Source organism: Variovorax paradoxus B4, from assembly GCF_000463015.1.
GTDB lineage: Bacteria > Pseudomonadota > Gammaproteobacteria > Burkholderiales > Burkholderiaceae_C > Variovorax > Variovorax paradoxus_E.
Genome location: NC_022234.1, coordinates 1,280,159 through 1,303,975, shown reverse-complemented (window position 1 = coordinate 1,303,975; position 23,817 = coordinate 1,280,159). Strand labels below are relative to the sequence as shown.

General features: G+C 66.7%; 28 protein-coding genes. 14 read left to right on the top strand and 14 right to left on the bottom strand.

The features are described from left to right. Nucleotides 1-802 precede the first annotated feature (802 nt). The 3 genes from VAPA_RS33265 to VAPA_RS34325 all read left to right on the top strand — a co-directional run bounded on the left by VAPA_RS33265 (nucleotide 803) and on the right by VAPA_RS34325 (nucleotide 2,342). Nucleotides 803-1,072 carry a type II toxin-antitoxin system RelE/ParE family toxin gene (locus VAPA_RS33265; protein ID WP_021004654.1) on the top strand — a complete coding sequence of 90 codons (270 nt, stop codon included), beginning with the start codon at nucleotides 803-805 and terminating at the stop codon, nucleotides 1,070-1,072. 41 nt (nucleotides 1,073-1,113) lie between these two features. Next, nucleotides 1,114-1,362, top strand: coding sequence for a HigA family addiction module antitoxin (locus tag VAPA_RS33260; protein ID WP_021004653.1), 249 nt, complete (start codon nucleotides 1,114-1,116; stop codon nucleotides 1,360-1,362). Between the two features lie 168 nt (nucleotides 1,363-1,530). Next, nucleotides 1,531-2,342 (top strand): IS5 family transposase gene (locus VAPA_RS34325; protein ID WP_196232540.1). Its coding sequence is split into 2 segments (ribosomal slippage): nucleotides 1,531-1,861 and nucleotides 1,861-2,342, totalling 813 coding nucleotides; the frame shifts between segments, so codons are not numbered across the junction. Nucleotides 2,343-2,367: 25 nt separating this feature from the next. On the opposite strand, the gene VAPA_RS33250 is transcribed toward VAPA_RS34325, so the two are convergent. Continuing rightward, the gene (locus VAPA_RS33250) at nucleotides 2,368-3,480 is read right to left on the bottom strand and encodes an IS5 family transposase (RefSeq protein WP_041946944.1); all 1,113 of its coding nucleotides are present in this window, start codon (nucleotides 3,478-3,480) and stop codon (nucleotides 2,368-2,370) included. A 158-nt stretch (nucleotides 3,481-3,638) separates the two neighbouring features. Here VAPA_RS33250 and VAPA_RS34990 point away from each other — a divergent pair, with 158 nt between their 5' ends. Continuing rightward, nucleotides 3,639-4,163, top strand: coding sequence for a DedA family protein (locus VAPA_RS34990; protein ID WP_051255459.1), 525 nt, complete (start codon nucleotides 3,639-3,641; stop codon nucleotides 4,161-4,163). Next, a complete protein-coding gene (locus VAPA_RS33245) occupies nucleotides 4,070-5,641 on the top strand; it encodes a phosphatase PAP2 family protein (protein ID WP_196232596.1) in 1,572 nt (523 codons plus the stop codon). The genes VAPA_RS34990 and VAPA_RS33245 overlap by 94 nt, the downstream gene beginning before the upstream one ends. Here VAPA_RS33245 and VAPA_RS35680 read toward each other — a convergent pair. Continuing rightward, nucleotides 5,541-6,017, bottom strand: coding sequence for a YkvA family protein (locus tag VAPA_RS35680; RefSeq protein ID WP_413470495.1), 477 nt, complete (start codon nucleotides 6,015-6,017; stop codon nucleotides 5,541-5,543). The genes VAPA_RS33245 and VAPA_RS35680 overlap by 101 nt on opposite strands. A 130-nt stretch (nucleotides 6,018-6,147) precedes the next feature. Between VAPA_RS35680 and VAPA_RS33240 the strand changes: the two genes are divergently transcribed. Then, nucleotides 6,148-7,563: an IS701 family transposase gene (locus VAPA_RS33240; protein WP_021004649.1), complete on the top strand. Its 1,416-nt coding sequence runs from the start codon at nucleotides 6,148-6,150 to the stop codon at nucleotides 7,561-7,563. Here the strand turns inward: VAPA_RS33240 and VAPA_RS33235 are convergent. Then, nucleotides 7,560-8,930, bottom strand: a complete 1,371-nt coding sequence (locus tag VAPA_RS33235) for a HipA domain-containing protein (RefSeq protein ID WP_021004648.1) — start codon at nucleotides 8,928-8,930, stop codon at nucleotides 7,560-7,562. The two genes, VAPA_RS33240 and VAPA_RS33235, sit on opposite strands and share 4 nt — an antisense overlap. Continuing rightward, nucleotides 8,917-9,243, bottom strand: coding sequence for a helix-turn-helix domain-containing protein (locus tag VAPA_RS33230; protein ID WP_021004647.1), 327 nt, complete (start codon nucleotides 9,241-9,243; stop codon nucleotides 8,917-8,919). Before VAPA_RS33230 ends, VAPA_RS33235 begins: the two co-directional genes overlap by 14 nt. A 651-nt stretch (nucleotides 9,244-9,894) precedes the next feature. Between VAPA_RS33230 and panD the strand changes: the two genes are divergently transcribed. Further along, nucleotides 9,895-10,296, top strand: a complete 402-nt coding sequence (gene panD, locus VAPA_RS33225; RefSeq protein WP_021004646.1) for an aspartate 1-decarboxylase — start codon at nucleotides 9,895-9,897, stop codon at nucleotides 10,294-10,296. A 68-nt stretch (nucleotides 10,297-10,364) separates the two neighbouring features. Here panD and VAPA_RS33220 read toward each other — a convergent pair whose 3' ends face one another. Next, nucleotides 10,365-11,177: a class I SAM-dependent methyltransferase gene (locus tag VAPA_RS33220; protein ID WP_021004645.1), complete on the bottom strand. Its 813-nt coding sequence runs from the start codon at nucleotides 11,175-11,177 to the stop codon at nucleotides 10,365-10,367. 9 nt (nucleotides 11,178-11,186) lie between these two features. On the opposite strand from VAPA_RS33220, the gene VAPA_RS34735 reads away from it, so the two are divergent. The 7 genes from VAPA_RS34735 to VAPA_RS33195 all read left to right on the top strand — a co-directional run bounded on the left by VAPA_RS34735 (nucleotide 11,187) and on the right by VAPA_RS33195 (nucleotide 15,742). Further along, on the top strand, nucleotides 11,187-11,369 hold the full coding sequence (locus VAPA_RS34735; protein ID WP_155248161.1) for a hypothetical protein: 183 nt from the start codon (nucleotides 11,187-11,189) through the stop codon (nucleotides 11,367-11,369). Nucleotides 11,370-11,383: 14 nt separating this feature from the next. Further along, on the top strand, nucleotides 11,384-11,506 hold the full coding sequence (locus tag VAPA_RS35480) for a hypothetical protein (RefSeq protein ID WP_268977828.1): 123 nt from the start codon (nucleotides 11,384-11,386) through the stop codon (nucleotides 11,504-11,506). A gap of 117 nt (nucleotides 11,507-11,623) precedes the next feature. Further along, entirely contained in the window at nucleotides 11,624-12,025 is a 402-nt protein-coding gene (locus VAPA_RS33215) for a GreA/GreB family elongation factor (RefSeq protein ID WP_021004644.1), read from the top strand. 102 nt (nucleotides 12,026-12,127) lie between these two features. Next, nucleotides 12,128-12,661 (top strand): 2'-5' RNA ligase family protein, encoded by a 534-nt coding sequence (locus tag VAPA_RS33210; RefSeq protein WP_021004643.1) that lies wholly within the window; start codon nucleotides 12,128-12,130, stop codon nucleotides 12,659-12,661. Between the two features lie 122 nt (nucleotides 12,662-12,783). Continuing rightward, on the top strand, nucleotides 12,784-13,143 hold the full coding sequence (locus VAPA_RS33205) for a copper-binding protein (RefSeq protein ID WP_041946744.1): 360 nt from the start codon (nucleotides 12,784-12,786) through the stop codon (nucleotides 13,141-13,143). Between the two features lie 62 nt (nucleotides 13,144-13,205). Next, nucleotides 13,206-14,666, top strand: a complete 1,461-nt coding sequence (locus tag VAPA_RS33200; RefSeq protein WP_021004641.1) for a sensor domain-containing diguanylate cyclase — start codon at nucleotides 13,206-13,208, stop codon at nucleotides 14,664-14,666. Between the two features lie 38 nt (nucleotides 14,667-14,704). Then, nucleotides 14,705-15,742 carry an RNA methyltransferase gene (locus VAPA_RS33195; RefSeq protein WP_021004640.1) on the top strand — a complete coding sequence of 346 codons (1,038 nt, stop codon included), beginning with the start codon at nucleotides 14,705-14,707 and terminating at the stop codon, nucleotides 15,740-15,742. Here the strand turns inward: VAPA_RS33195 and VAPA_RS33190 are convergent. From VAPA_RS33190 to VAPA_RS33150, 9 genes are all read right to left on the bottom strand, one after another. After that, nucleotides 15,735-16,487, bottom strand: coding sequence for an alpha/beta fold hydrolase (locus VAPA_RS33190; protein ID WP_021004639.1), 753 nt, complete (start codon nucleotides 16,485-16,487; stop codon nucleotides 15,735-15,737). The two genes, VAPA_RS33195 and VAPA_RS33190, sit on opposite strands and share 8 nt — an antisense overlap. Nucleotides 16,488-16,630: 143 nt before the next feature. Further along, a complete protein-coding gene (locus VAPA_RS33185; RefSeq protein WP_021004638.1) occupies nucleotides 16,631-16,984 on the bottom strand; it encodes a RidA family protein in 354 nt (117 codons plus the stop codon). After that, complete coding sequence (locus VAPA_RS33180) at nucleotides 16,981-18,138, bottom strand: NAD(P)/FAD-dependent oxidoreductase (RefSeq protein ID WP_021004637.1); 1,158 nt, start codon at nucleotides 18,136-18,138, stop codon at nucleotides 16,981-16,983. The genes VAPA_RS33185 and VAPA_RS33180 overlap by 4 nt, the downstream gene beginning before the upstream one ends. Further along, the gene (locus tag VAPA_RS33175) at nucleotides 18,135-19,523 is read right to left on the bottom strand and encodes an FAD/NAD(P)-dependent oxidoreductase (protein WP_021004636.1); all 1,389 of its coding nucleotides are present in this window, start codon (nucleotides 19,521-19,523) and stop codon (nucleotides 18,135-18,137) included. The genes VAPA_RS33180 and VAPA_RS33175 overlap by 4 nt, the downstream gene beginning before the upstream one ends. Beyond that, nucleotides 19,513-19,878, bottom strand: coding sequence for a (2Fe-2S)-binding protein (locus VAPA_RS33170; RefSeq protein WP_021004635.1), 366 nt, complete (start codon nucleotides 19,876-19,878; stop codon nucleotides 19,513-19,515). The genes VAPA_RS33175 and VAPA_RS33170 overlap by 11 nt, the downstream gene beginning before the upstream one ends. Beyond that, nucleotides 19,868-21,004: an NAD(P)/FAD-dependent oxidoreductase gene (locus VAPA_RS33165; RefSeq protein WP_021004634.1), complete on the bottom strand. Its 1,137-nt coding sequence runs from the start codon at nucleotides 21,002-21,004 to the stop codon at nucleotides 19,868-19,870. Before VAPA_RS33165 ends, VAPA_RS33170 begins: the two co-directional genes overlap by 11 nt. Nucleotides 21,005-21,064: 60 nt before the next feature. Continuing rightward, nucleotides 21,065-21,859, bottom strand: a complete 795-nt coding sequence (locus VAPA_RS33160) for an ABC transporter permease (RefSeq protein ID WP_021004633.1) — start codon at nucleotides 21,857-21,859, stop codon at nucleotides 21,065-21,067. 16 nt (nucleotides 21,860-21,875) lie between these two features. Further along, nucleotides 21,876-22,754 (bottom strand): ABC transporter permease, encoded by an 879-nt coding sequence (locus tag VAPA_RS33155; protein ID WP_021004632.1) that lies wholly within the window; start codon nucleotides 22,752-22,754, stop codon nucleotides 21,876-21,878. Next, complete coding sequence (locus VAPA_RS33150) at nucleotides 22,747-23,814, bottom strand: ABC transporter ATP-binding protein (protein WP_021004631.1); 1,068 nt, start codon at nucleotides 23,812-23,814, stop codon at nucleotides 22,747-22,749. Before VAPA_RS33150 ends, VAPA_RS33155 begins: the two co-directional genes overlap by 8 nt. Nucleotides 23,815-23,817 lie beyond the last annotated feature (3 nt).

Below are 23,817 nucleotides of genomic sequence, written 5' to 3'. Positions count from 1 at the left end.
GATTCGACAACACCCTCACCTGCTTTGGGTGAGTCCTCGGGGGGTGCGGGAGGAACGCCCGTGGCTGTTTGCATCCGCGCGTGATGCGGGGTGGCGCTGGAAGTTGGATTCGCGTGCATCGCTGGGCCTTTCTGCGGCATGTGCCGCGGTGGTTGAACATCTGCTTTCGGAGCCGCCTCGACGCATGAACAGCGCGCGAAAAGGGCCGATGTCCAGGGACCGGCCGCAAGCCGCAGCCGAACGCAGCGAGGACCGGGTGAGGACGGTGGCAAAGCCCGCAGCCCTGGACAGCGGCCCGTGCGCGCTATGCGTCGGTCAAGAGGTGGCTTCGAACGCAGAGGCCACGCGGACAGGCCGCAGGCACCCGCACGCGGCGCCGCCCAAGGCGGCGTGCCATCCAGGCCGCTGCGAAGCGCGCGCCTCCAGCCCTGTCAGGAACCGCCGAACGCCGAGGCGAGCGGCCTGGCCGGTGACTGCCGTGCATGCACGGCCACTTGGCGACCCGCGCCGATTCCCCGGTCGGCCGGCCCTTCTCCGACCATCGCGCGCATCGGCGTCCAGGCGTCACCGCCGTCCGCGCACCGCACGCGGGCCACGCACAGGCAAGATGCGCCGAGCGGCGCAACGCTCGCGCCCCTCGAAGACTGGAGCAATTCGGCCGTCAAGCCCACTGGTCGAAATCAGAGTCGACAGCAGCCTCGGACTTCGTACTTGGTATGCGCACGGCGGGACCGACGCACATGAGTGCCGCCATGTCCTTGCGAAGCAACTCGGGCGCCGCGCAAGCAGAGGGACGAGGTGCATGGCGATTCAATCCTTCTCTTGCCCGGATACTGAAGAGCTTTTCACCACGGGCAAAAACGCTCGCTTCGCCAATATCCGGGACGTGGCGATCCGCAAGCTGACCCAGTTGGACGCTGCGCCGACGGTAGTTTTCATGAAGATGCCACCAGGCAACGACCTGAAGTTTTACGACGGCGCCTGGCACGTCAGGATCAAGCAGCAGTGGCGGCTGATCTTCAAATGGGGCGATGCGGGCCCATACGACGTGAGGATTGATGACCCGCACTGACCGGCCAGTCAGCCGAAACCGCACCTTGAAAGGGCAACCCGATGTTTAAGAATGGAATGCGCCCGGTCCATCCCGGCGAAGTCCTCCGCGAGGACTACCTCAAGCCCCTTGGCATGACTGCCAACGCGCTGGCGAAGGCGCTGCACGTGCCTGCGTCCCGTGTCAATGACATCGTGCTCGAACGCCGCGGCATTTCGCCAGACACTGCGCTGCGCCTGACTCGCTACTTTGGCGGTGAAGAGGCCGACGCGGTGGGTTGGATCAATATGCAAGCGACCTACGATTTCTAGGTTGCGCAGAAAGCGGTAGCGAAGGCAATCGCCAAAGAGGTGCAGCCACGCGCTGCTGATGATGACCCCTTTGCCTTCGCAGCCTGAGGCGGTTTCTCAACTTGGCCTACTTAGAGTGGCTAACAAAACCCTGTCATCGCCATGCGCGGGGCATGCGTTTGACGAGCGATGGGACGAATCAGAAACAAAGAAATCAGCGCGGCGCTGTACAAGAAGATTGCGCCATTGCTGCCCGTGGTGACACCTTCAGCCAAGGGCGGGCGGCCACGCCTGAGCGACGCGCAAGCTCTCAACGGCATCCTCTTCGTGCTGCGCACGGGCATCCCCTGGGAAGACCTCCCCCAAGAGTTGGGCTTTGGCAGCGGCATGACCTGCTGGCGGCGGCTTCGTGACTGGCAAGCTGCCGGGGTGTGGCATGGCCTGCATCTGGCACTTCTGGGGGAACTGCGCAGCGCCGACAAGCTCGACTTCAGTCGCGTCAGCATGGACGGGGCCAGCGTGCCCAGCCCCCGGGGGGCCCGCACACGGGGCCCAACCCCACGGACCGGGGCAAACTCGGCAGCAAGCGCCACGTCATCACGGACCGCCAGGGCATCCCGCTGATCTTCTGCGTCACCGGGGCCAACCGCCACGATTCGGTGGTCTTCGAGGAACTCGTCGACGCCTTGCCGGCAGTGAGTGGCAAGCGCGGCAGGCCGCGCCGGTGGCCCGAGAAATTGCATGCGGACAAGGGTTACGACTACGCGCGATGCCGTGCTCATCTCAGGCGCCGAGGCATCAAGGATCGCATCGCCCGCAGAGGCATCGAACGCAATGATCGGCTCGGACGCCACCGCTGGGTGGTCGAGCGCACTCACGCCTGGCTGGCTGCCTTCGGCAAGCTGCGCACCCGATTCGAGCGTCGCATCGACATTCATGTCGCGCTGCTTTCCCTGGCGTGTTGCGTCATCTGCATTCGCAATCTCCCCCCGTTTTGTTAGCCGCTCTTAGAGGGTGTAGACGAAATCAACTGAAGTTGGCGAGTCTGCTGAGAAGGATACGCGCCTCGGCAAGCCAGACCCATGCGGTGGAGATAGAGGTATTGCGGTCGTGGTGCATAACCATGCGGCGCCAGCGTTCGTCCCAGGCGTGAGTGCGTTCAACCACCCATCGCTTGGGCAATACGACGAAGCCAGCCACCGGCTGCGGCCAGAGGGACTGTTGCGGATCGTGCAGCCTCCCGGTCGAGCGATTGCCTGGCCTGCGCACGACTTCGACACGGATGCCGTGGACGTGCTCGATGGCCTGCGCACATTTGCCACCGTAAGCACCGTCCGTGTAGAGCCGCTCGATGGTAGGCGCCTTCGCGCAGGCCTGCCCTACCACCTGTGCGGCACCATCGCGGTCTTGCACGTTGGCCGCAGTCACCGTGACGGCCAACAAAAATCCGAGTGTGTCCACCACCAAGTGGCGCTTGCGGCCCTTGACCTTCTTGCCCGCATCGAAGCCACTGTCACCGCCCTGCGGCGAGGAGCGTGTTGACTGGGCATCGATGATTGCCGCGGTCGGCTCCGCATTGCGCCCCATGCGCACACGCCACTGCTGGCGCAGCCGGTCTCGCATCCGCTCGAAGGCATCGGCCTGGACCCAACGCACGAAGGCCTTGTAAACCGCCTGCCATGGTGCAAAGCTCACGGGCAGCAGGCGCCAGGCGCAGCCTGTGCGCAGGACATAGCAACAGGCATCCACAAGGTGCCGGCGCTCGTAGCGCGGCGGCGCGCCTCGCTCCCCCTGCGGGCGTTCGAAGAGATCGGCGATCAGTGCCCATTCAGCATCGGTCAGGTCGGTGCTGTAGTGCGGACCTGCTTCACGTCGATGGGCTGCGGTGTAGCCGTAGCGTTTCAGTGCCGACGCTTTAGGCGGCGGCCCTTCGAGGGCTTTGCGCTTTGGCATCAAGCGCACGATGCCTTGGGCGCGCAAGGCCCTGCGGATCGTTGCCGCGCACACGCGCACGGCACCTCGATGCTCAAGCTCCGACGCCAATTCGTCCAACGTCGCATGCGGCATCTGCGAGACGATGGTCAGTAGCAAAGCGACCTGCTCGGGAAGCAGTGCTGGTGGCCTTCCTCCACGGTCCACTGCCTTCGATTCATCGCCCAATTACCTTTGCCTTGCCATCGCAAACTCCTGTTGGATGGCAACATGGCATGCAAGCTTCAGGCCAGTTGATTTCGTCTACACCCTCTTAAGACGTTCGATCACCCGCAAACGGTCCGGGCACCGACAATGGAATGCTGATGGAATCACATCTTCAAGCGCTGATCGGCTATTTCTCCGAGCACCCGCAATGGGCGCTCGCTGCGGTGTTTGCGGCGGCCCTGCTCGAGTCGCTGGCCGTGATCGGCACGGTTGTTCCGGGCAGTTCGATCGTCTTCGTCGGCGGCGTGCTCGTCGGGCTTCAGGCGCTCGACCCGGCGTCGGTGGCGATTGCCGCAGTGTGCGGTGCGATAGCCGGCGACGGCATAAGCTACTGGCTCGGTCGTCGCCATCGCGATCGGATTCGCGCGCTGTGGCCGATGAAGGCCTATCCCGCCCTTTTCGATCGAGGGCAAGCGTACTTTGCGAAAATGGTGGCAAGAGCGTTTTTCTTGCGCGCTTTCTCGGCCCGCTGCGAGCTGTCGTACCGGTTGTCGCCGGCATGTCGGGCCTACCAGCTCCGCAGTTCTACGTGTTCAACGTTCTGTCGGCGTTGGTGTGGGCGGCGGCTCACCTCGCTCCCGGTTTTCTCTTCGGTGCATCGCTTCAGCTGGCCGGAGCCGTGAGTTCACGGCTCGCCGTCCTGCTGCTCTTCGTCGCCGGCGCCCTGTGGCTCGTCGTCTGGCTCGTGGCCTTGCTGCATCGCCAGGCACGGCCGCGCATCGAAGGCTGGCGAGATCGCGCCGTGGCCTGGGCCAGCACAAGATCGAACCTGCCTGCGCGCATCGTGCTGTCCCTGCTCGACCCCACCCGGGTCGAGTCCAAGGCGCTGCTTGCCGCCGCGTTGATGCTGATCGGCAGCGCTTGGCTATTCTTCGGCGTGCTCGAGGACGTGCTGTCCAATGACCCGCTGGTGCAGGTTGATCGCCGCGTCTATGCGATGCTGCAGATGCTTCGCACGGCCTGGGGCGACAGTCTCATGGTGGCCGTCACAGAATTGGGCAGCGCCCCGGCCGTGATTTCCATCATCACCGCCGTCTCCTTGTGGCTGGCCGCGAAGCGCTGCTGGCGCACGCTGGGCTATTGGCTGGCGGCCGTCGGGTTTGCCCAGTTGCTCGTCTGGACGCTGAAGTTCACGCTGGGTCGAGCGCGACCGACGGAAATCTACAGCGGGATCGATCCCTTTTCGTTTCCGAGTGGCCATGCCGCGATGAATATCGTGGTCTACGGTTTTCTGGCCTTCCTGCTGGCGCGCGCCAAGCCAGTCGGAACGAAGATCGCCATCACGCTGTCGGCCGCGATGGTGATCTTGCTGATCGCGTTTTCACGGTTGTACCTGGGCGCCCACTGGTTCTCGGACGTGCTCGCCAGCTTGAGCCTGGGTCTGGCCTGGGTGGCTTTGCTGAGCATCGCCTACCTCAACCATGTGGGACCTGAGAAGGTGTCTGCCTTGCCGCTGTCGATGGTGGTGGGGCTGACCTTGGCGCTCGTCGGTGGGTGGGTTGTCGTCGAAGACCACCGCGCCGATCTGGCGCAGTACGCCTACCGCCCACGAAGCGACACGGTGCCTGTCGCCGATTGGCGAGCGGACGGATGGCGCAGACTTGCTTCCACCCGAACCGACCTTGGCGGGGACGCCGAAGAGCCGCTGTCGGTGCAATGGGCGGGCCCGACGGAAGCGGTCGCGGGCATTCTGAATCGGGCGGGATGGCATGCTCCCCCGCCCTGGGCCGCGAAGACGGCACTGCTGTGGCTGTTGCCGAACACGCCGATCGATCAGCTCGCCGTGCTGCCGAAGCTCGACTATGGAGAAGCGCAGGGGATGACGTTCATAAAGGTGCTGAACGCCGACGAGCGCACAGTACTGCGTCTGTGGCTATCGGCCTATGTCGTCGAGAGCACCGGAGCAGGGCCGCCACACCCCTTGTGGATCGGCATGGTGACCACCGAGCGCCTGCGGCGTCCTGTCGGCTTGATCACGCTCGCCGCAACGCAACACGATTTCACGACGCCGCTGCGGCGGCTGGCACAGGATGTTCGCGCTCAGCAGGGCTCGGCGCAGTGGCAGGAATGGACCGGGCGGGTTGTGCTGCTGATCGGATGAGCCACGCGAAATCGATACGTCCGACGAACAGCCAACAACGTTTCACCGTCCGAACCAGAACCCGAACCACAGGTCGAGCGCTACGAGAACCATGCACAGCAACACGTTGTCGCTTCTGGTTTGGATCCACCCGATCATGCGTCTGAGCCAATGATCCCCCTCGGGCACAACTTGTATCCCAGACGTTTGCAGGAACCATGTGGATCGCCGCCCAGGACAACTCGGCCAGCATCGCCAAGTCGTCTAGATAGCTCGGTAGCGGCAGCAATTCCGGGGTCAGGTCGACTGGAAGCGCTGCATAAAGGACGACGAAGAACGCGATGGTCTTGGCCGATCGCGGTGTCTCTCGATGAAAACCGGCTACCCACAGGGCCATGACGTTGCGTGCCCCGCGGAAGGTCCATGTTCTGACGTGCTCGATGTCCATCGTCGTTGCATTTGCGCGTTAGTCTTACTGTGTCATAAATTGCATAATTCGATCTTCTCGACTTCGAGCTGGAGGATCTATGAGTGCTGCGGAACGCTTTGATCTCTACCTTGAACACCTGAGCGCAGGCTTGGGTCACGCGGACCGGCATGCCGGCCTTCGGGGCTACTGCACGGGCCTGATGCTCCCCCTGTCGCGCAAGAGCGTGGAGCCCATGGCCGCGCGGGTGGATCCGACGCATGCCAGCGCGCGGCACCAGTCACTGCACCATTTCGTGGCCAAGGCTGAGTGGTCCGACACCCAGATGCTGCGTCGCGTGTGCCAGTGGGTGATGCCCAGGATGGACTTCAGCCAGGGCGGCTGGTGGATCATCGACGACACCGGGTTCCCGAAGAAGGGCCGCCATTCGGTCGGTGTCACGCGCCAGTACTGCGGGATGCTGGGCAAGCAGGACAACTGCCAGGTGGCCGTCAGCATCTCGCTGGCAAGCAAACAGGGCAGCTTGCCCGTGGCCTGGCAACTGTACCTGCCCGAGGACTGGGCGGCAGATGCTGAACGCCGCACCAAGGCTGGCGTTCCCGATGAAGTGCGCTTCGCCACGAAGACGCAGATCGCGCTGCAGCAATTGCGTACGCTGCTGGATGAAGGCGCGCCGCGCCATTGCGTGCTGGCCGATGCTGGCTACGGCGTGGACAACGCTTTTCGTCAGGCGCTCAGCGATATGGGCTTGCTCTATGCGGTAGGTGTCACATCTGCCGTCATGGTCTGGCCGCCTGGCGTTCAGCCGCTGCCACCCAAGCCTTACAGCGGCATGGGCCGACCGCCAGTGATGCCCAGGCGAACGGCGGCACTGCAGCCCATGAGCGTCAAGGCATTGGCGCAGTCGTTGCCAAGCCGAGCGTTCCACAACATCAGCTGGCGCGAGGGAACCGGCGACACACTGAACGGCCGCTTTGCGGCCGTGCGGGTGCGCCACGCCGGCGGCAATACGGGCAAGGCACGCCTGCGTCCCGAGCAGTGGCTGCTCATCGAGTGGCCAGCAAGCGACGCTGAGCCGAGCAAGTACTTCCTGTCCACCCTGCCAGAGGACACGCCGATCAACGAGTTGGTCGACATCGCCCATCAGCGCTGGCGCATCGAGCGTGACTACCAGGATCTGAAGCAGGATTTCGGCCTCGGCCACTACGAGGGCCGAGGGTGGCGGGGGTTTCATCATCACGCCGCGTTGAGCATCGCGGCCTACGGGTTCCTCATGGCCGAACGCCTCGCCGCCGACAAGTCTGTCGGCGGTAAGAAAAACTTCATCGAACGCCAGGTGCCTGCCCTTCCCGAGGATTACATCCCCCGCGGCAGCCCTGCGCGCGCAGCGTCACGTGCCGACGTCAATCACGACACTGCGCCATCGACTGAGCTACCAGCTGATCGCTCGTCTCGGTCAGTGCCCCTGCTGCGGAAGGGCAAGCGAAAAACTGCTCTTGTGACACAGCAACCTTAGAAGTGCTCGGCGGTGAAGGCACGGGCACCGGCCGCCAGCCCCACCAACGTTTGGCTGAGCCGCTGCACCAATTCACATATCGGGCGCAGAAAGTCACGCTCCTCTTCGGTGTACATCGGGGCGGAAAGAAGTTCGGGCGCTCTCTTCATCGCACGGGACAGCCGCTCCGTCTCCCGGTGCAGCAGCTTTTGATTGATGCCGCAAAGGTGGGCGAAATGCGCAAGCTCCATCGCGTTGAGCTCTTCCCATCCGAAGGCGTCGCCGAAGGACATTGCGAAGCTTTGGTCGAGTTCCGGATATTGGGCCACGCTCACGACGTCGTACCACGGCGCGGGCTCAAGCATGGTTCGGTCGACGAAGAACGAAAAGTTTTTTCCATGCGCATCGGAGTTGCCGACCGCCAGCTGGAACAGTGCCCAACGCAACATCTCCAACCGCGCCACCGCCGGGCGGCGCATGAGAGCGGCAAGACCAAAAAGTCTCGGCAGACTCATCCCATCGCGATATTGTGCGAGGGCGGGGGAATTGCCCAGATGGCGCTCATGTTTGGAATCCACCGAAAGATCGGCAGCCTGGCAACCGTCGATGACGTGCAGCTTTGTCACCCAAGCTTGGTTTTCTTCGGCGCGCCATTGCCGGTCGAACCGGGCGACGACCAGAACGGGAACCTTCAGGCGCATGATGGCAACACGGGCCACCTGGGCGCCATACGCCCCTGCGAGCGTCATGCAGTAGTGCTCGTTGGCCACGAGGTGAGGCGTGCGTGGGCCGGCCGGCTGCGGCTTGAGAATGAAAGTCGAGGCCAGCGGCGGCTCCGGCAGCCACATGCTGGCCTCTGTATCGTGGACGAGGTCGTGCGCAGCCCATACGGCCAGCTTGTCCTGATAGCCCGCAATCGACATTCGCACCCGGCCGTCCCACACCGTGAGGCCGCCGTCCTTTGCAGCATCGATACGGCCGCTGAGCTCCTCTCGCGACAGAAAGCGTTGTTCTCGGCGAGCGGCCGCGGCCGTTGGTTGATCGACGGGCTGGAACTCCAATGCTCCGGTCGTCTCCCCTCCCATTTCTCGCAGCAGTGCAAATGCATTGCTCGGTGCGACATGGAGTTGCTCGAGTGCGGCGCGAAGAGGCGCCCCCTCCGGAAAGAGGTTCACGATGAAGCGTCGGATCGCATGAGAGTCATAGCCGTCAGGCGGCGGCTCAAAGGGAAATGCCGGCGAGAGTTGAAATGCACCCTGGCGCGCCCATGCGTGGTCATAACGGAACGACCACTGGTCTTCCGCTCTTGCGTAGGCGAGCTCGCCGACCGGGGTGCCACCATCGTGTGTCACGCGCAAGCGATGCACGTTGTCCTCAGACCCGCTCATCGTCTGACGCCTTCTGCCTGGTCACAAAACTCTGCAGGTCACTTTTGGGTCCGACCACAAGCGCAAGACCAAGCCCATCGAGCACCGCCTGCAGCTTGTCCAGCCTGACGGAGCCCGCTCCATTCTCAAGTCGCGAGACCAGATCGACAGAGACGCCAAAGAGGCTCGCCGCGTCGTCGATGCGAAGTTGTTGCCGCTTTCTGGCCTGGCGCACGTACTGCCCAAGGCCGCCCTGCCCGCGCACCAGAATCGGGGGCGGTGCAATCGGGTCGGCGGCGCGGACCGCCTCGACTTTGACGCTGCTGGAGTTCATTTCGGAATTTACCAAATAGTCGCATAGGCTCGGGCTACCCGAGGAGATATTTCTGATATTCCGAATTTTAACGCTGCGCGTGGCTCTTTGAAGCGCTATTCACTAAATTCCGAAACTACGGCCCTCTCCATCGCGATCAGATCAGAATTTCCGGTTTTCCGAAATTCCAGGAACCCCGCAGCCGCTCAAGATAATTGTCGCTGGCCAAGCGACCGATTTCCGGAGACGGAGGCACCCGCATCGCCCGGAGTGACCCCGATGCTCCGGTGATGTCCCGGCGCCGTCGACCCAGCCCGTCGTGCTGCAGCGTGGCGGGGGGCGTAGGGATGGTTTCGGAACGCTCAACGCCCCAGCGTGCGTCCCTGCCCGCGCCTCTGGCGCAGACGAAAAGCGCGCGGCACCCGTGACGCGCGCGTCGCGCCCACATCCAGGCCCGGCCTCAAGCCATCCCACCACCCTGCCTCTGGGCGAGCGCCGCGCGCAGGCCCCGAAGGACCGGAAGTCCTGGCGATGAAGACGCCACGGGGCGCCGACGCCATTGGCGACTCGACTATGCTTCGCCCGCCGCGTATGCGGCGCCCCTCGTTCCGCCGCGCTCATCGATGGACGCCGGACCGATCCACCTTTTCGCAGAGAGAAAGAGTCCGCTCCATGTTCCGCACCCTGCTCAAGTCCAAGATCCACCGCGTCGCCGTCACCGACTGCGAACTGCACTACGAAGGCTCGTGCGCCATCGACGAAGACCTGCTCGATGCCGCCAACCTGGCCGAGAACGAGCAGGTGCACATCTGGAACATCAACAACGGCGAGCGCTTCGTCACCTACGCGATCCGCGGCGAGCGCGGCACCGGCATCATCTCGGTCAACGGCTCCGCCGCACGCCGGGCCTCGGTGGGCGACCTGATCATCATCGCGGCGTTCGGCCTGGTGCCCGAAGACCAGGTGGCGGGCTACAAGCCCAAGCTGGTGTTTGTGGACGGTGCCAACCGCATCAAGGAAGAGCGCGCGCACGTTCCGGTGCAGGCGGCTTCTGGCGAGACTGCAATGGTCTGAGCGGAGCGCGCTGCGCGAGCGCGGCAAGCGCACACCGCCACGCCATGGCCGGATGTACCGGGAGTGCGCTATCCCGTCGCCACGATCACATGCGCCTGGATTTTTCCGGCCACCGGGCCCTCGCCGCGGTCGCTGGCGATCGCCTGCGTCGCGCGGTCGGTCGCGAGCTGAAGCAAGCTCGCATCGCGCGTCTCGATTTCATTGCGCAGCGGCGTTCCCTGGCAATAGGCGGTGGCAACCTCGCGCGCCGAGGCCGCGCGGCTCACCTCCTCGCGTGTCTCGATCTCGATCCCGGTGAATCCTGCGCGCTTCAAATCCTCGCGGATCCGTGCGATGTCGTGATAGCCGTGCGGCGTGCGGGCGAGGAACCGCGGAGGGTCGTGCGGAAACACCGCAGCCACGGCGTTGGTGACATCGTCGGCAAAGGCGTTTTCTTCGATGCGGTCCCAAACATTGAAGACGAATCGCCCGCCCGCCCTCAGCACGCGACGCGCCTCGGCGTAGCCGGCGACCCGGTCGGGGAAGAACATCGCGCCGAACTGGCAGCAAACGACGTCGAACGCGGCATCTTCGAACGGCAGGTCGAGCGCGTCCGCCTGCCGCCACTCGATGCGGCTGTCGGAGCCCTGCCGGGTCGCGGCATAGTCGAGCATGGGCTGGTTGAGGTCGGTCACCACGTAGCGCGCGTCGGCGCCCAGTCTTGGCGCCAGCGCCCGCGTGACCACGCCGCTGCCGGCCGCAGTTTCGAGCACCGCGCCGGGCGAGGAGGCCGCGACACGCGCCGCCATGTCGGCGGCATAGGCCTCGAAGATCAGGGGGACCATCAGCGTGTCGTAGAACTTCGGGATCGAGCCCGCGAACACCTTGTCGCTTTCAGCCATGGGATCTCCTTGAAAGTTCCGAACGGCAGCCTTGCCATGGTGGACCTGCACGCCGGCTTCGTCAACGTCGCGAACCTGGCTCGTCAGACACGAACTGCCCCACCCAGCCTGCCGCAGATCTTCATCGAATCAGGACAACGGCAATCTGGCAAGAACCCTGAGGACATTGCTTGCCCGGCCACGGCGCGCTGAATAGACTACACACCATGTCGACCACCTTCCTCGTCTTCACCCACACCGCCGCCGCGGCGCTGCTTGCTGCAGCGGCGTGCGCGCGTGCACGCGTGGCCTTGAAGGCGGGTCGCAGGCAACTGCCTGCACATCCCTAGGCCCGGCGGTCGCTTTCTTCCTTCATCTTCAGCGCAACCATCCACCGCCGGGCACAAGTCCCGCGCGTCCGCGGCCATCGTCGTCCATCGACGGGTCCGCACGAATGGAGTGCGTCAATGCATGCAACGATCCACGGCGAGCGCACGCTCACCGAGCTTGACTTCGCCCGCCTGAACAAGCTGCCCAGGCTCAACCTGCCGCCCAGCCTTGCGGACCTTCTGGCCTGTGCCGAGGTGACCAGCTCGAGGGCCGTGCCCGGGAACATCGTGACGATGTGCTCGCGCGTCGACATCGTCGACGTGCACACGCGTCGGCGGCAGACGCTGACCGTCTGCTATCCCGAAGAGGCCAAGCCCGCGGCCGGCCTCATCTCCGTGCTGTCGCCGGTGGGAAACAGCCTGCTCGGCCTGAAGGTCGGGGACACCGCCAGGTGGGAGGCCCCGAACGGAGACGCATGCGCCGCGGAAGTCGCGGCAATCCTCTTTCAGCCCGAGGCGACCGGCGACTACACCACGTAGACGGGCCGGATCGCGCCCGGACCCATCTTGCCGTGACCGGGATGACCTGTCGCGTGCGCGCAGGTGCGCCTTGCGCGCAGGATGGATGAATATCATCGGGCCATGGCGATATCCGCATTCATTGTGCCGGTGCCCTCGGCTGAACCGCTCGTCGGAGACTTGCGCCGGCGCTTCGACGCGACAACCCAACTGGGAGTGCCTGCGCACATCACCGTGCTCGTGCCGTTCATGGACGCCCGGCAGATCACGCCCGCCGTGCTGGAGCGAGCGCAGCACGCGTTGAGTCGGGTGGCCGCATTCTCCTTTTCGCTGGGCACGGTGGCGCGCTTTCCGACGACCGCCTATGTCGCACCGGAGCCTTCCGAGCCTTTCGTCCGCATGACCCAGGCTCTGGTGAAAGCCTTTCCGGATTTCCCGCCGTACGGAGGAGCGCACGAGGAAGTCATTCCGCACCTGACCGTCGCCGATGGCGATGCATCCGAGGCCGCTGCGGCGGCTGCCGAGTTGCAGGGCCGGCTCGATGCATCCGGTGCGGTCAAGGCGGATTGCACCTCGGTCGTGCTGATTGAAAACTCGACGGGCCGCTGGGAAAAGTTGCATGTGTTCCATCTGGCTCGGGCGGCCGGCGTTGGATGAGGTCGTCTCGCTGCGCCACCACCGAGCGTGCACGCGTCGAGACTTCTCCAAGGTCCCGATCTTTGGCTCCGCCGAAGGTTGCGCCTGGCAGAATCATTGGCTGCTTCACTTCCTCCACGACTATGCTGCGCTTCGTCCTCATGACTGCGTTGAGCCTCGCCATCGTGGACGCGGCGGCGGCCCAATCGGCTGAACCGCGGCCCGCTGAAGCCGATGCCGAGGCGGCGCCGGTAACCACATATGCACGCGTCGCCTCCGTCAAGGAGGAGGCCGACGGCCAGCTGTATGTCCGACTGAAGCTGCTTCCGAGGGCCAAGATTCCCTTCACGGTCCAGAGATTCAGGGTGAGGGACCGGACGCTGCTCGCTGGCATCGCCGAGGGCTCATGGGTCAGGTTCAGCGCGAAACACATCGATGGCGAGAACACGTTGACGTCCATCCGTGCCACCGCCGAATGCAAGCGCTTTCAGAAATGCGGCTGAGCCTTCAGCCTGCCGGAGGGTGCATCATTGCGGGGCACAATCCCTCGCACGAAGGAAAACCCATGCCGTCCTCCACCGACTACGAATCGATGTTCGAGTTTGCGCCGATGTCGCTCTGGCTCGAGGATTACAGCGGGCTGCGCCAGCTGTTCGAGTCGTGGCGCGGCGCCGGCGTCGTGGATCTGGTGGGCCACCTGAATGCCGAGCCGCAGCATGTGCGCGATTGCATGGCGCAGCTGAAGGTGCTGAGCGTCAACCAGAGCACGCTCGCCCTCTTCGGTGCCCAAAGCCAGGCCGACCTGCTGTCCCGGCTTGACAGCGTCTTTCGTGACGACATGACTGCGCCCGTGATCTACGAGCTGGACCAGCTCTGGCGCGGCAATCTCTGCTTCGACAACCAGACAGTCAACTATGCGCTCGACGGCCGCCGGCTCGACGTGCATGTGCGCGTGCAGGTGCTGCCCGGATACGAGGCCTCGTGGGACCGCGTGCTGGTCTCGCTGGACGACATCACCGAGCGCGTGCGGGCCGAACGGCTGCGCCTGGAGAGCGAACGCTACGCGCGCGAGCTGTTCGAGCGTTCGCCGGTGTCGTTGTGGGTGGAGGACTTCAGCGCGGTCAAGGCCCTGCTCGACGACATACGCAACCGGGGCATCAGCGACTTCACGACCTTCATCAAGGTGCACCCCGAGTTCATCACGCGCTGCATGCGCGAGATCCGCGTGATCGACGTCAACCGGGAAACCCTGCGCATGTTCGGCGCAGCCGACAAGAGCGAGCTGCTGGACAATCTCTCCGGCATCTTTCGCGACGAGATGCACGACTCCTTCGCCGAGCAGCTGCAGGACCTCTGGAGCGGCAAGATGGTGCAGCAGCGGGAGGTCGTCAACTACGCGCTGACGGGCGACCTGCTGAACATCCACATGCAGTTCGCCGTGCTCGAAGACCGGCTCGCCACCTGGGATCTCGTGCTGGTGTCGCTGATCGACATCACCGCCAGGAAGAAGGCCGAGGCCTACCTCGAGTACCTGGGCAAGCACGACGTGCTGACGCAGCTGCGCAACCGCGCCTTCTTTTCGGAAGAACTGAACCGGCTGTCGCGCAAGGGCCCGTGGCCGGTGTCGGTGCTGGTGATCGACATGAACGGCCTGAAGCCCGTCAACGACGAGGAAGGACACGCCGCCGGCGATGCGCTGCTGCGGCGCGTGGGCGAGGTGCTGAGCAAGGCGGTCGACGAGCCCGGCTGGCCCGCGCGTATCGGCGGCGACGAGTTTGCCGTCGTGCTGCCGAAGACGGACGAGCGCGCGGCGGAGGCCATGCGCGATCGCATCGCTTCCATGCTCGAGCTGAACAACCAGTTCTATGCCGGGCAAAGCGGGCGGGTGCTGAACCTCGCGATCGGCGTGGCGACCTGCGAGGCCGGCGACCAGCTGGACGCGGCGCTGCAGCGCGCAGACCGTGCGATGTACGAGGATAAGGCCCGCCATTACCGCGACAGCGGCACCGAGCGCCGCCGCGAGTAGGCAATGGCAGAGCGCGGCCATGCACAATCTGCCGCAGCATGCGAATCCACGAACTGAAACAACGGCTGCGGGAAGCCGGCGCGGGCCCCAGCCACGCGCAGCGCATCTTGCGGCTGTGGTCCCATGCGCTGCCGCGAAACAGCGGCCGGCGCCTGCCGGCGAGCTTCTTTCCGTCGTCGCTGCTGGCCGCCCTGCCCGCCATCGAAGCCGAGCTTGCGGGACTCGCGCGCATCCACGCGGTGCATCCCGGCGCCGATGGGTCCGAGCGGCTGCTCGTCGCCCTTGCCGACGGCCAGACGGTGGAGAGCGTGCTGCTGCCGCGCGACGGGCTGTGCGTCTCGTCGCAGGTGGGCTGCGCGGTCGGATGCCGGTTCTGCATGACGGGGCGCGACGGATTGCTGCGCCAGGTGGGAAGCGCCGAGATCATTGCCCAGGTCGCCCTCGCGCGCATGCGCCGGCCGGTGCGCAAGGTGGTGTTCATGGGCATGGGCGAACCGGCCCACAACCTGGACAACGTGATGGAGGCCATCGAGCTGCTCGGCACGGTGGGCAACATCGGCCACAAGAACCTGGTGTTCTCCACGGTGGGCGATCCGCGCGCGTTCGAGAGGCTGCAGCAGGCACGCGTCAGGCCCGCGCTGGCGCTCTCCCTGCACACGACCAAGGCCGACCTGCGCAAGAAGCTCCTTCCGCGCGCGCCGAACATGACGCCCGAGGAACTGGTCGGCGCAGGCGAGCGCTACGCACGGGCCACCGGCTACCCGATCCAGTACCAGTGGACGCTGCTGGAAGGCGTCAACGACGGGCCGGAGGAGATCGAAGGCATCGTGAGGCTGCTCTCCGGCAAGTACGGCGTGCTGAACATGATCCCGTTCAACGCGGTGGATGGCGTGGCGTTCAGCCGCCCGTCGTGGGAGCGCTGCGAGCAGATGGCGCGCACGCTGCACCAGCGGGGCATCCTGACGAAGCTGCGCCAATCGGCCGGCCAGGATGTCGACGGCGGATGCGGCCAGCTGAGGGCGCGCGCAGCCGAAGCAGCCGAAATGCGGGTGGTGCCGATTCGTCCGCTCATGTGAACGAGGCCATCCAATCCCAGACCTGGCCGGGCGCCTCGACCATCACGTTGTGGCCATGCGGCCCCAGGTCCCGGGCCTCGGGATCGAGGGAGCGGGTCTGCTCCATCGTGACCAGCGCATCGTGGCGCCCGCGGGCGAGATGGACGGGGCAGCGCGCCAGCGCCGCCAGTTCGGACAGCGGCGGCTTGCCCACGGCATGGGCCCGGGGATCCATTGCGAGACGCCAGCCATCAGTGCCCTGCGCGATGCCCCGCGCAACGGCGGGGGCCGCGGCGCCGGCGATCCCGGCAAGGCCGCAGACCTTCAGGTACCTGTCCCACGCCTCTTCTTCCGTGGCGAATGTCCTGGCCGGCTGTGACGCCAGCGTCTCCATGCGGCGCAGCTCTTCGTCGCTCCACGCGATCTTGATGCCGGCCGCGAACACCCGGTGCGGCGCGAGGCCGAACCAGCCCGTGGCCAGCGCGAGGGCGATCACCCCGCCGAGCGAATGCCCGAGCACCACGAGGCGGCCCTCGGGATGGATGTGCGGCAGCGCAGCGCGCGCCACACTGGCGGCGTACTGGCCGATGGCATAGGAGTCCAGCCGGTCGGACCGGCCATGGCCCGGCAGGTCGAGCACGACCCAGCGGCCGCTCCAGCGAGCGCCGGCCTCGGCGCACATGGGCGACCACACCGCGCCCGTTGCGCCCATGCCGTGCAGCATGAGGAGCAGGTCCGGGCCTTCGCCGCCTTGTTCGATGTACATGTTCGTTGCCTCCGTGGCGCCTTGATGGCGCAAGAATACCCGGCGGTGCGCTCCTGCAACGGGACTGCGGCTCCATTCGCGATGCCTTCCTTGACGGCCGCGTGTGGATGCGCGCTGAAGGTATCTTCTGGCTTTCCGGCGCCCTATAGCGCCGCGGTCACGATGATCTCGACGCGCAGATCGGGCGCGGCCAGCCTGGCTTCGCAGGTGGCGCGGGTGGGCATGGCATCGGCAGGAATCCACGCCGCCCAGGCGGCGTTCAGGCCGGCGAAGTCGCGGTCGATGTCCTGCAGCCAGATCTGCACCGACAGCAGGCGCGACTTGTTCGTGCCGACGCTCGCGAGGTAGCCGTCGATCTTGGCAAGGATGTCGGCGGCCTGCGCCTGGGCGTCGCCGCTGCGGTCGTTCGCGGTGACGCCCGCGAGGTAGGCCACCGAGTTGTGCACGACGATGCGGGAAAGGCGCGCGTTGGAGTCGTAGCGCTGGATGTCGCTCATGAGGGGCTTCCTTCTTGGAGTGGTTGAAAAGTTGCGGCTGTTCGACGCGCGAAGCGATCGACGGCAAAGGCTTCGATGGGCAGCGTGCTGCGGCCTTCGGTCACGAGCTCGGCAACGATCTGCCCGCCGATCGGCCCGAGCTCGAAGCCGTGCGCCGAAAAGCCGAAGGCATGCACGAGATTCGGTGCCGCGCGGCTCGGGCCGATCACGGGAATGCCGTCGGGCATGAAGGCCTCGACGCCGGCCCAGGCGCGGTTGACGCCCAGCGGCTTCAGGTGCGGGAACAGGTCGGTCACCGTGCGCGCGCTGCGTGCGAGCTTCGGCATGTCGACGATGCCGTGCCGCGCGTCGAGGTCCGCGGTGCAGCGCAGCCCGCCGCCGATCAGCACCGTGCCGTTCGCGAACTGCTTGAAGGACAGCGGCCGGCCGGTCGCGCCGAGCACCGGCGTGACGAAGGGCGGCGCGCGATGCGTGATCATGAGCATCAGCCCGCCCCCTTCGACCGGCACCGGGTCGCCGGCTTGCGCGGCCAGCGTGCCGGCCCAGGCGCCCGCGGCGTTGACCAGATGGGTGGCGTCGAAGCTGCCGCGCGTGGTCGCCACGTGCCAGCGGCCGGCGCGATGGTCAATGCGCTCGACGCGCGTCTCCTCGTGCACTTGCGCGCCGGCGCGCTGGGATGCAAGCCGGAATGCGGTGACGGCGCGGTACGGCAAGGCATGGCCGTCGTCGCGCGCCCAGATGGCGCCGACGACGTGCGGCGCGATCGCGGGCACGAGCTCGCGCACCTGTCGGGCGTCGACGAGTTCTTCATGGCCGAAGCCGAGCGAATGCAGATGCGCGACGGTGTCGCGCAGCGTCTGCAGTTCTTCGTCGGTCTCGGCAACCTTCAGCTGGCCGCTGGGCGCGAAGCCCGCGTCGTCGCCGACGAGCTCGGCCAGCCGGTGCCACATCGCCCGCGATGCCAGCGCGAGCGGAATTTCGGCGACGTGGCGCCCGAGCGTTCGCACGCCGCCCGCGTTCACGCCGGAGGCGTGGCGGCCGCAGAACTCGGCTTCGAGCACGATGACTGCAAGCCCGCGCCGCGCAAGATGCAGCGCGCTCGACAGGCCATGCAGGCCGCCACCCACGACGATCACATCCGCCGATCGCTTCATTCCGCGCCCGCGAGCTCGCCCAGCGAGATCGGCTTGATCGGCGGCCGGATGCGGTAGTAGCCCACTTCGGCCGGCGTCACGCCGCGCGCGTCCGCGATCAGCTCGGTCACGGTCAGTCCGCACTGGCGCCCCTGGCACGGGCCCATGCCGCAGCGCCCGAAAGCCTTCGCCTGGTTCGGTCCGTCGCAGCCGAGCGCCACGAAATGCCGGATGTCACCGGCGGCGACTTCCTCGCAGCGGCACACGATCACGTCGTCGGCCGGAATGCGGTTGGCTTTCTTGGGCCGGTACAGCGCATCGAGGAAGGGTCGGATGCGCAGGTGCTCGCGCAACGCCGCGCGAAGCGGTGCAGCGAGCTTGTCGCGCTCGCCGGTCGTGATCCGGCCGAGCCCATGCATCGCGCCGAGCGCCGCAAGCTCACCCTGCCGCGCCGCCGCCAGCGCACCGCCGATGCCGAGGCCATCGCCGGCGACGTGGATGCCGGGCACGTCGAGCGCACCCCAGGCGTCGGCCTTGGGCCGCCAGCACAGTTGCGCGTCGTCCCAGGTGTGCCTGGCCCGCAGCGACCAGGTGAACTGCGTGTTCGGCACCACGCCGTGGTGCAGCAGCAGGGTGGAGGTCTCGATGCAATGCGCCTTGCCGCCGGCGGTGAAGCGCAGCGCCGCCACGCCGTCCTGGCCCTCCCGGCCTTCCGCCGCGAGGTTCTCGGCGCCAGTATGGAAGGGCACGCCGGCGCGCTTGAGCGCGCGCATGAGCGACAGTCCCTTCTTCAGGTAGCGCCAGCCGGCCAGCGCGCCGCCGAGGCGCGGGAGCGCGCGGCGGTAGTCTTCCATCGATGTCGTGTCGACCAGCGCGCGAATGGGCACGCCGGCGCGCACGTACTGCCAGCCGAGCAGGTAGAGCAGCGGTCCGCAGCCTGCCAGCACGACGGGCTCGACCGGCACCACGTCGGCGCTCTTCAAGAGGATCTGCGCGGCACCGGCGGTGAACACGCCCGGCAGCGTCCAGCCCGGGATCGGGAATGGACGCTCCATCGCGCCCGCGCAAAGCACGACGCGTTCGGCCTGCAGCGTGAAAGTCGCGCCGTCGCGCAGGTAGTGCACAGCGCCTTCGGGCGTGACCTGCCAGACCGCGGCGTTGGTGAGGTGCCGGGCGCCGCTTGCGGCGAAGGCCTCGGCGAGCGAGCGGCCGGCGGCGTAGTCCGGCCCGAGCAGGTCGACCCGTCGTGCCGGCGCGTCGGTGATGGCGCGATAGATCTGCCCGCCCGCACCGCGCTGCTCGTCGAGCACGACGACGCTGGCGCCGAGCCGCGCGGCAGCGATGGCGGCCGACATGCCGGCCGGTCCGGCGCCAACGATGGCGATGTCGCAACGCTCATTCGACATGGGCAGCCTCTTCGGCAATCACGGTGCCAGCGCCGTCGAAAGAACGCAGGCCGGCCTGGGTCTTGACCTGCATGCCCTCGGCCACCGCGACGAGGCAGCTCTGGCGGTTGGGCTGGCCGTCGATCTCGACCAGGCAATCGAAGCAGGCGCCCATCATGCAGTAGGGCGCGCGCGGCGCCCCGCTCACGGGCGTGGTGCGGAAGGTCGAGACGCCGTTGGCGAGCAGGGCCGCGGCCACGCTGCAGCCGGCCGGCGCCTGCAGGGCGCGGCCATCGAAGAACAGGGTGACCATCGGCTCGCCGCGCGGCGAAGCATCGGCCGGAACCAGGGAGCGAAAGCGGACGTCAGTGGGCATGGTGAAAGGTCTCGTTGCCGTTGAGGAAGCGGTCGCCGCTGAAGGACTGGATGCCGGCCGGAACGCCGTTCCCGGCGCTGCCGGCGATCCACGGCGCAATGGAGAACGCGTGGTTGGCGGCCAGCGTCACGCCGCTGTGGCAGGTCACGACGAAGGCGCCGGGACACTGCGTCGATGCCTGGTAGATGGGAAAGCCGTCGGGCGTCATCACCCGCAGCGCGCCCCATGCGCGCACCAGCCGCAGGCTCTCCAGCACCGGGAAGCTGCGCACGCCGCGGCGCGCGATGGTGCTGAGCACCTCGGCGGTCGTTCCGTCGTCCAGGCCGACGTCCTCGAGCGAATCGCCGAGCTGGATCGTGCCCTCGTCCGTCTGGCGCACGTAGGTGGTCGGATGGTCGAGAAAGCGGGCGACGCGTTCGCCGACCAGCACCTGGCCCCGGTTGGGCTGCACCGGCGCATGCAGGCCGACCTGCGGCGCCAGTTCGCGGCTGCCGAGGCCGGCCGCGAGCACGACGCGCGGTGCATGCCATGTGGCTGCACGGGTCTCGATCTCGAAGCCGCCGGCCCGCGGCGTGATCCGCGTCACCCGGCTGCCCTGCGCGAAACGCACGCCGTGATGACGGCAGGCCGCGTGGAGCGCGCGCAGCAGCTTCAACGGATTCGCGTGGCCGTCCATCCGCGTGTAGCTCGCGCCCGCGACCGCGGGTCCGACCCCGGGCAGCCGCGCCTTCAGCGATGCATGGTCCAGCATCTCGAAGGCGTAGTCGCCGTCGAGCGCGTCGCCGATGCTGCGCATGCGCGCTTCGCGTGCCTGCAGCTCGTCGTCGGAAAAGCAGAAATGAAAGCCACCGGGCTGGCGCAGTTGCACGTCGATGCCGGTGTCGGCGTTCAGTGCCTCGGCGAGCTGCGGCCATTGCGCGGCCGACTGCATCGTCCAGCGCGCATACGGCGTCATGCCGAACCCCTTGCCCTGGACCCATACGAGCCCGAAGTTGCCGCGCGACGCGCGAAACGCATCGTCGCCCTCGTCGAGGACGGTCACGCGAGTGCCGTTGCGCGCCGCGCCGTAGGCCAGCGCGGTGCCGACCAGGCCGCCACCGACGACGATCAAATCACTTGTGTTCATGGAGCTGCAGAAAAATGAGGCGCCCGAGCGCAAGCAGATGGGCAGACGAGCTGGGCACGTTCAGCCCTTGCCGATCAGCACGCGGTCGAGGCCGACGAGGCGGTCGAGCAGCACCATCAGCAGCACCGTTCCGGCGATGAGCACGGTCGACACCGACGCCACCAGCGGGTCGATGGTCTGCGCGATCTGGTTGTACATGGCGACCGGCAGCGTCGTGGTGCCCGGCGTGGCGACGAACACCGTCATGGTGAGCTCGTCGAAGCTCTGGATGAAGGCGAGCATCCAGCCGCCGACCACGCCCGGGAGGATCAGCGGCAGCACGATGCGGCGAAACGCGGTCATGCGGCTCGCGCCGAGCGAGAGCGCGGCCTTCTCGGCATCGCGGTCGAGGCCCGTGGCCGAGGCCAGCACCAGCCGCAGCGCGTACGGCATCACCACCACCACGTGCGTCAGCGCGAGCCACGCGAACGATCCCGACACGCCCATGGTGGTGAAGAAGCGCAGGAACGCCACGCCCAGCACGACGTGCGGAATCATCAGCGGCGACATGAAGAAGGCCGCGAGCACGCCGCGCCCCGGAAAGCGGTAGCGCACCAGCGCGAGCGCGGCCGGCACCGCCAGCACCACGGCGACGCTCGCGCTCGCGAGGCCGAGCCAGAGCGAGAGCCAGAACGCATTGACAAGTTCGGTGGCGCCGCCGATGGCGCGGAACCAGCGCAGCGAGAAGCCGTCGGTCGGCAGCGAGATGTAGCCCTTGCCGGTGAACGACACCAGCACCACCACGATCAGCGGCGCCAGGATGAAGGCGATGAAGATCGCGTGGTAGACGAGAGAGATCAGTCCGTTCTTGCGCATGTCGTGCCTCTTCTTCTCAACCTTCGAAGACCTGCGCGTAGCGCCGCTCGAGCCAGCGGTTGAAGCCCGCGATGACGATGACGTTGGCGATCAGGAGCAGGATCGCGATCGATGCGCCCAGCGGCCAGTTCAGCGTGCTCAGGAACTCGTCGTAGGCGGCCGTGGCCACCACCTTGAGCCGGCGCCCGCCGAGAATGGCCGGCGTGGCGAAGGCCGAGGCCGCCAGCGCGAACACGATGATTCCGCCCGACAGGATGCCCGGCAGGATCTGCGGCAGGATGACCCGGCGAAACACCGTCAAAGGCGCCGCGCCGAAGGACAGCCCCGCGTTCTCGACCTGCGGATCGAGCTTCTGCAGCGAGGCCCACACCGAGATCACCATGAACGGCATCAGCACGTGCGTGAGCGCGATGACCACCCCGGTCATCGTGAACAGCAGGCGCACTGGTTCGTCCGCGAGGCCTAGCGCCTTCAGGCCCGCGTTGATGAGCCCGTTGTTGCCCATGAGGATGGCCCAGCCCAGCGTGCGAACCACGACCGAGACCAGCAGCGGGCCAAGAATGACGATCAGGAAGATGCCCCGCCACGGCGCCTTCATGCGCGACAGGATGATGGTCTCCGGCACGCCGAACAGCACCGACAGCAGCGTGACGGCCAGCGCCAGGCCGGCCGTGCGCAGGAAGATCTCGTAGTAGTACGGGTCCGAGAAGACCTCGAGGTAGTTGCGCGCGGTGAAGTCCGGCAGCACGCCGCGCGTGCCGTCGAACGAGTGGAATGACAACACCGCGGTGAGCGCGAGCGGAATCACCAGCAGCCCGAGAAACAGCAGCAGCGCAGGCGCGCTGAGGAACCAGGGCGCGGAACCCGCGCGCGACCCGGTGGCGGCCTCAGCCATGCGCGGCCTCCGTGTCGAGCAGGCGCAGGTCGTCGTCCAGCCAGTGCAGCGCGACGGCTTCGCCTTCGGCCGGCGGCACCGCGCCGATGTTGGGATGGCTCACCCGCATTGGCCCGAGCGCGCTGTCGACCTCGACCAGCCAGTGGTTGCCCAGGAAGAGCCGCGTGCGGATGGTGGCGGGAATGCCGCTCGCAGAGGCCGGCGCAAGCCTCACCTTCTCGGGCCGCACGTAGACGTTGACCTCCCGCGCGAGGGACTTTTCCTGGTGCGGCACGTGCAGCAGCGAATCGCCGACACGCACCTCGCAGCAGCGCATGTTGCGGGCTTCGACGACACCCTTCAGCACGTTCGTCTTGCCGAGGAAGGAGGACGCGAACGCGGATTCCGGCCGCTCGTACGCCTCGTACGGCGTGGCGAGCTGCACGATGCGCCCGCCGTGCATGACCGCGATGCGGTCGCTCATGGTCATGGCCTCGACCTGGTCGTGCGTGACCAGGATCGTGGTGATGCCCAGGTGCCGCTGGATGCCGCGCAGTTCGACGTGCATGTCCTCGCGCAGCTTCGCATCGAGGTTCGACATCGGCTCGTCGAGCAGCAGCACCTCGGGGCGCACCGCCAGCGCACGGGCGATGGCAACGCGTTGCCGCTGGCCGCCCGAGAGTTCCTTCGGGTAGCGCTTGCCGAGGCCCGGCAGCCGCACGAGCTCGAGCGTCTCGTCGATGCGCTTCAACTTCCCGGCACCCCGCATGCCGCGCATCTCCAGGCCGAAGCCGATGTTGTCGGCCACGGTCATGTGCGGAAACAGCGCATAGCTCTGGAACACCACGCCCATGCCGCGCTTCTCCGGCCGCATGGCCGTGATGTCGGCGCCGTTCAGGCGGATGCGCCCGCGCGTCGGCTCGACGAAGCCCGCCACCATCTGCAGGGTGGTGGTCTTGCCGCAGCCCGAGGGGCCGAGCAGCGAGATGAACTCGCCGCGCTCGACGTCCAGGCTCAGGCTCTCCACGGCGCGGAAGTCGCCGAAGGTCTTGCCGAGTTGATCGAGTTGGAGGAAGGTCATGCG

Bases quoted from the DNA above. Each gene is read 5' to 3' on its own strand.
- VAPA_RS33260 (WP_021004653.1), top strand. From the start codon at position 1,114: ATGTTTAAGAATGGAATGCGCCCGGTCCATCCCGGCGAAGTCCTCCGC.
- panD (WP_021004646.1), top strand. From the start codon at position 9,895: ATGTTCCGCACCCTGCTCAAGTCCAAGATCCACCGCGTCGCCGTCACC.
- VAPA_RS33235 (WP_021004648.1), bottom strand. From the start codon at position 8,930: ATGAGCGGGTCTGAGGACAACGTGCATCGCTTGCGCGTGACACACGAT.
- VAPA_RS33180 (WP_021004637.1), bottom strand. From the start codon at position 18,138: ATGAAGCGATCGGCGGATGTGATCGTCGTGGGTGGCGGCCTGCATGGC.
- VAPA_RS33185 (WP_021004638.1), bottom strand. From the start codon at position 16,984: ATGAGCGACATCCAGCGCTACGACTCCAACGCGCGCCTTTCCCGCATC.
- VAPA_RS33155 (WP_021004632.1), bottom strand. From the start codon at position 22,754: ATGGCTGAGGCCGCCACCGGGTCGCGCGCGGGTTCCGCGCCCTGGTTC.
- VAPA_RS33150 (WP_021004631.1), bottom strand. From the start codon at position 23,814: ATGACCTTCCTCCAACTCGATCAACTCGGCAAGACCTTCGGCGACTTC.
- VAPA_RS33240 (WP_021004649.1), top strand. From the start codon at position 6,148: ATGAGTGCTGCGGAACGCTTTGATCTCTACCTTGAACACCTGAGCGCA.
- VAPA_RS34990 (WP_051255459.1), top strand. From the start codon at position 3,639: ATGGAATCACATCTTCAAGCGCTGATCGGCTATTTCTCCGAGCACCCG.
- VAPA_RS33230 (WP_021004647.1), bottom strand. From the start codon at position 9,243: ATGAACTCCAGCAGCGTCAAAGTCGAGGCGGTCCGCGCCGCCGACCCG.
- VAPA_RS33175 (WP_021004636.1), bottom strand. From the start codon at position 19,523: ATGTCGAATGAGCGTTGCGACATCGCCATCGTTGGCGCCGGACCGGCC.
- VAPA_RS33200 (WP_021004641.1), top strand. From the start codon at position 13,206: ATGCCGTCCTCCACCGACTACGAATCGATGTTCGAGTTTGCGCCGATG.
- VAPA_RS33215 (WP_021004644.1), top strand. From the start codon at position 11,624: ATGCATGCAACGATCCACGGCGAGCGCACGCTCACCGAGCTTGACTTC.
- VAPA_RS33265 (WP_021004654.1), top strand. From the start codon at position 803: ATGGCGATTCAATCCTTCTCTTGCCCGGATACTGAAGAGCTTTTCACC.
- VAPA_RS33220 (WP_021004645.1), bottom strand. From the start codon at position 11,177: ATGGCTGAAAGCGACAAGGTGTTCGCGGGCTCGATCCCGAAGTTCTAC.
- VAPA_RS33205 (WP_041946744.1), top strand. From the start codon at position 12,784: ATGCTGCGCTTCGTCCTCATGACTGCGTTGAGCCTCGCCATCGTGGAC.
- VAPA_RS33170 (WP_021004635.1), bottom strand. From the start codon at position 19,878: ATGCCCACTGACGTCCGCTTTCGCTCCCTGGTTCCGGCCGATGCTTCG.
- VAPA_RS35680 (WP_413470495.1), bottom strand. From the start codon at position 6,017: ATGGCCCTGTGGGTAGCCGGTTTTCATCGAGAGACACCGCGATCGGCC.
- VAPA_RS33165 (WP_021004634.1), bottom strand. From the start codon at position 21,004: ATGAACACAAGTGATTTGATCGTCGTCGGTGGCGGCCTGGTCGGCACC.
- VAPA_RS35480 (WP_268977828.1), top strand. From the start codon at position 11,384: ATGTCGACCACCTTCCTCGTCTTCACCCACACCGCCGCCGCGGCGCTG.
- VAPA_RS33160 (WP_021004633.1), bottom strand. From the start codon at position 21,859: ATGCGCAAGAACGGACTGATCTCTCTCGTCTACCACGCGATCTTCATC.
- VAPA_RS33210 (WP_021004643.1), top strand. From the start codon at position 12,128: ATGGCGATATCCGCATTCATTGTGCCGGTGCCCTCGGCTGAACCGCTC.
- VAPA_RS33195 (WP_021004640.1), top strand. From the start codon at position 14,705: ATGCGAATCCACGAACTGAAACAACGGCTGCGGGAAGCCGGCGCGGGC.
- VAPA_RS33190 (WP_021004639.1), bottom strand. From the start codon at position 16,487: ATGTACATCGAACAAGGCGGCGAAGGCCCGGACCTGCTCCTCATGCTG.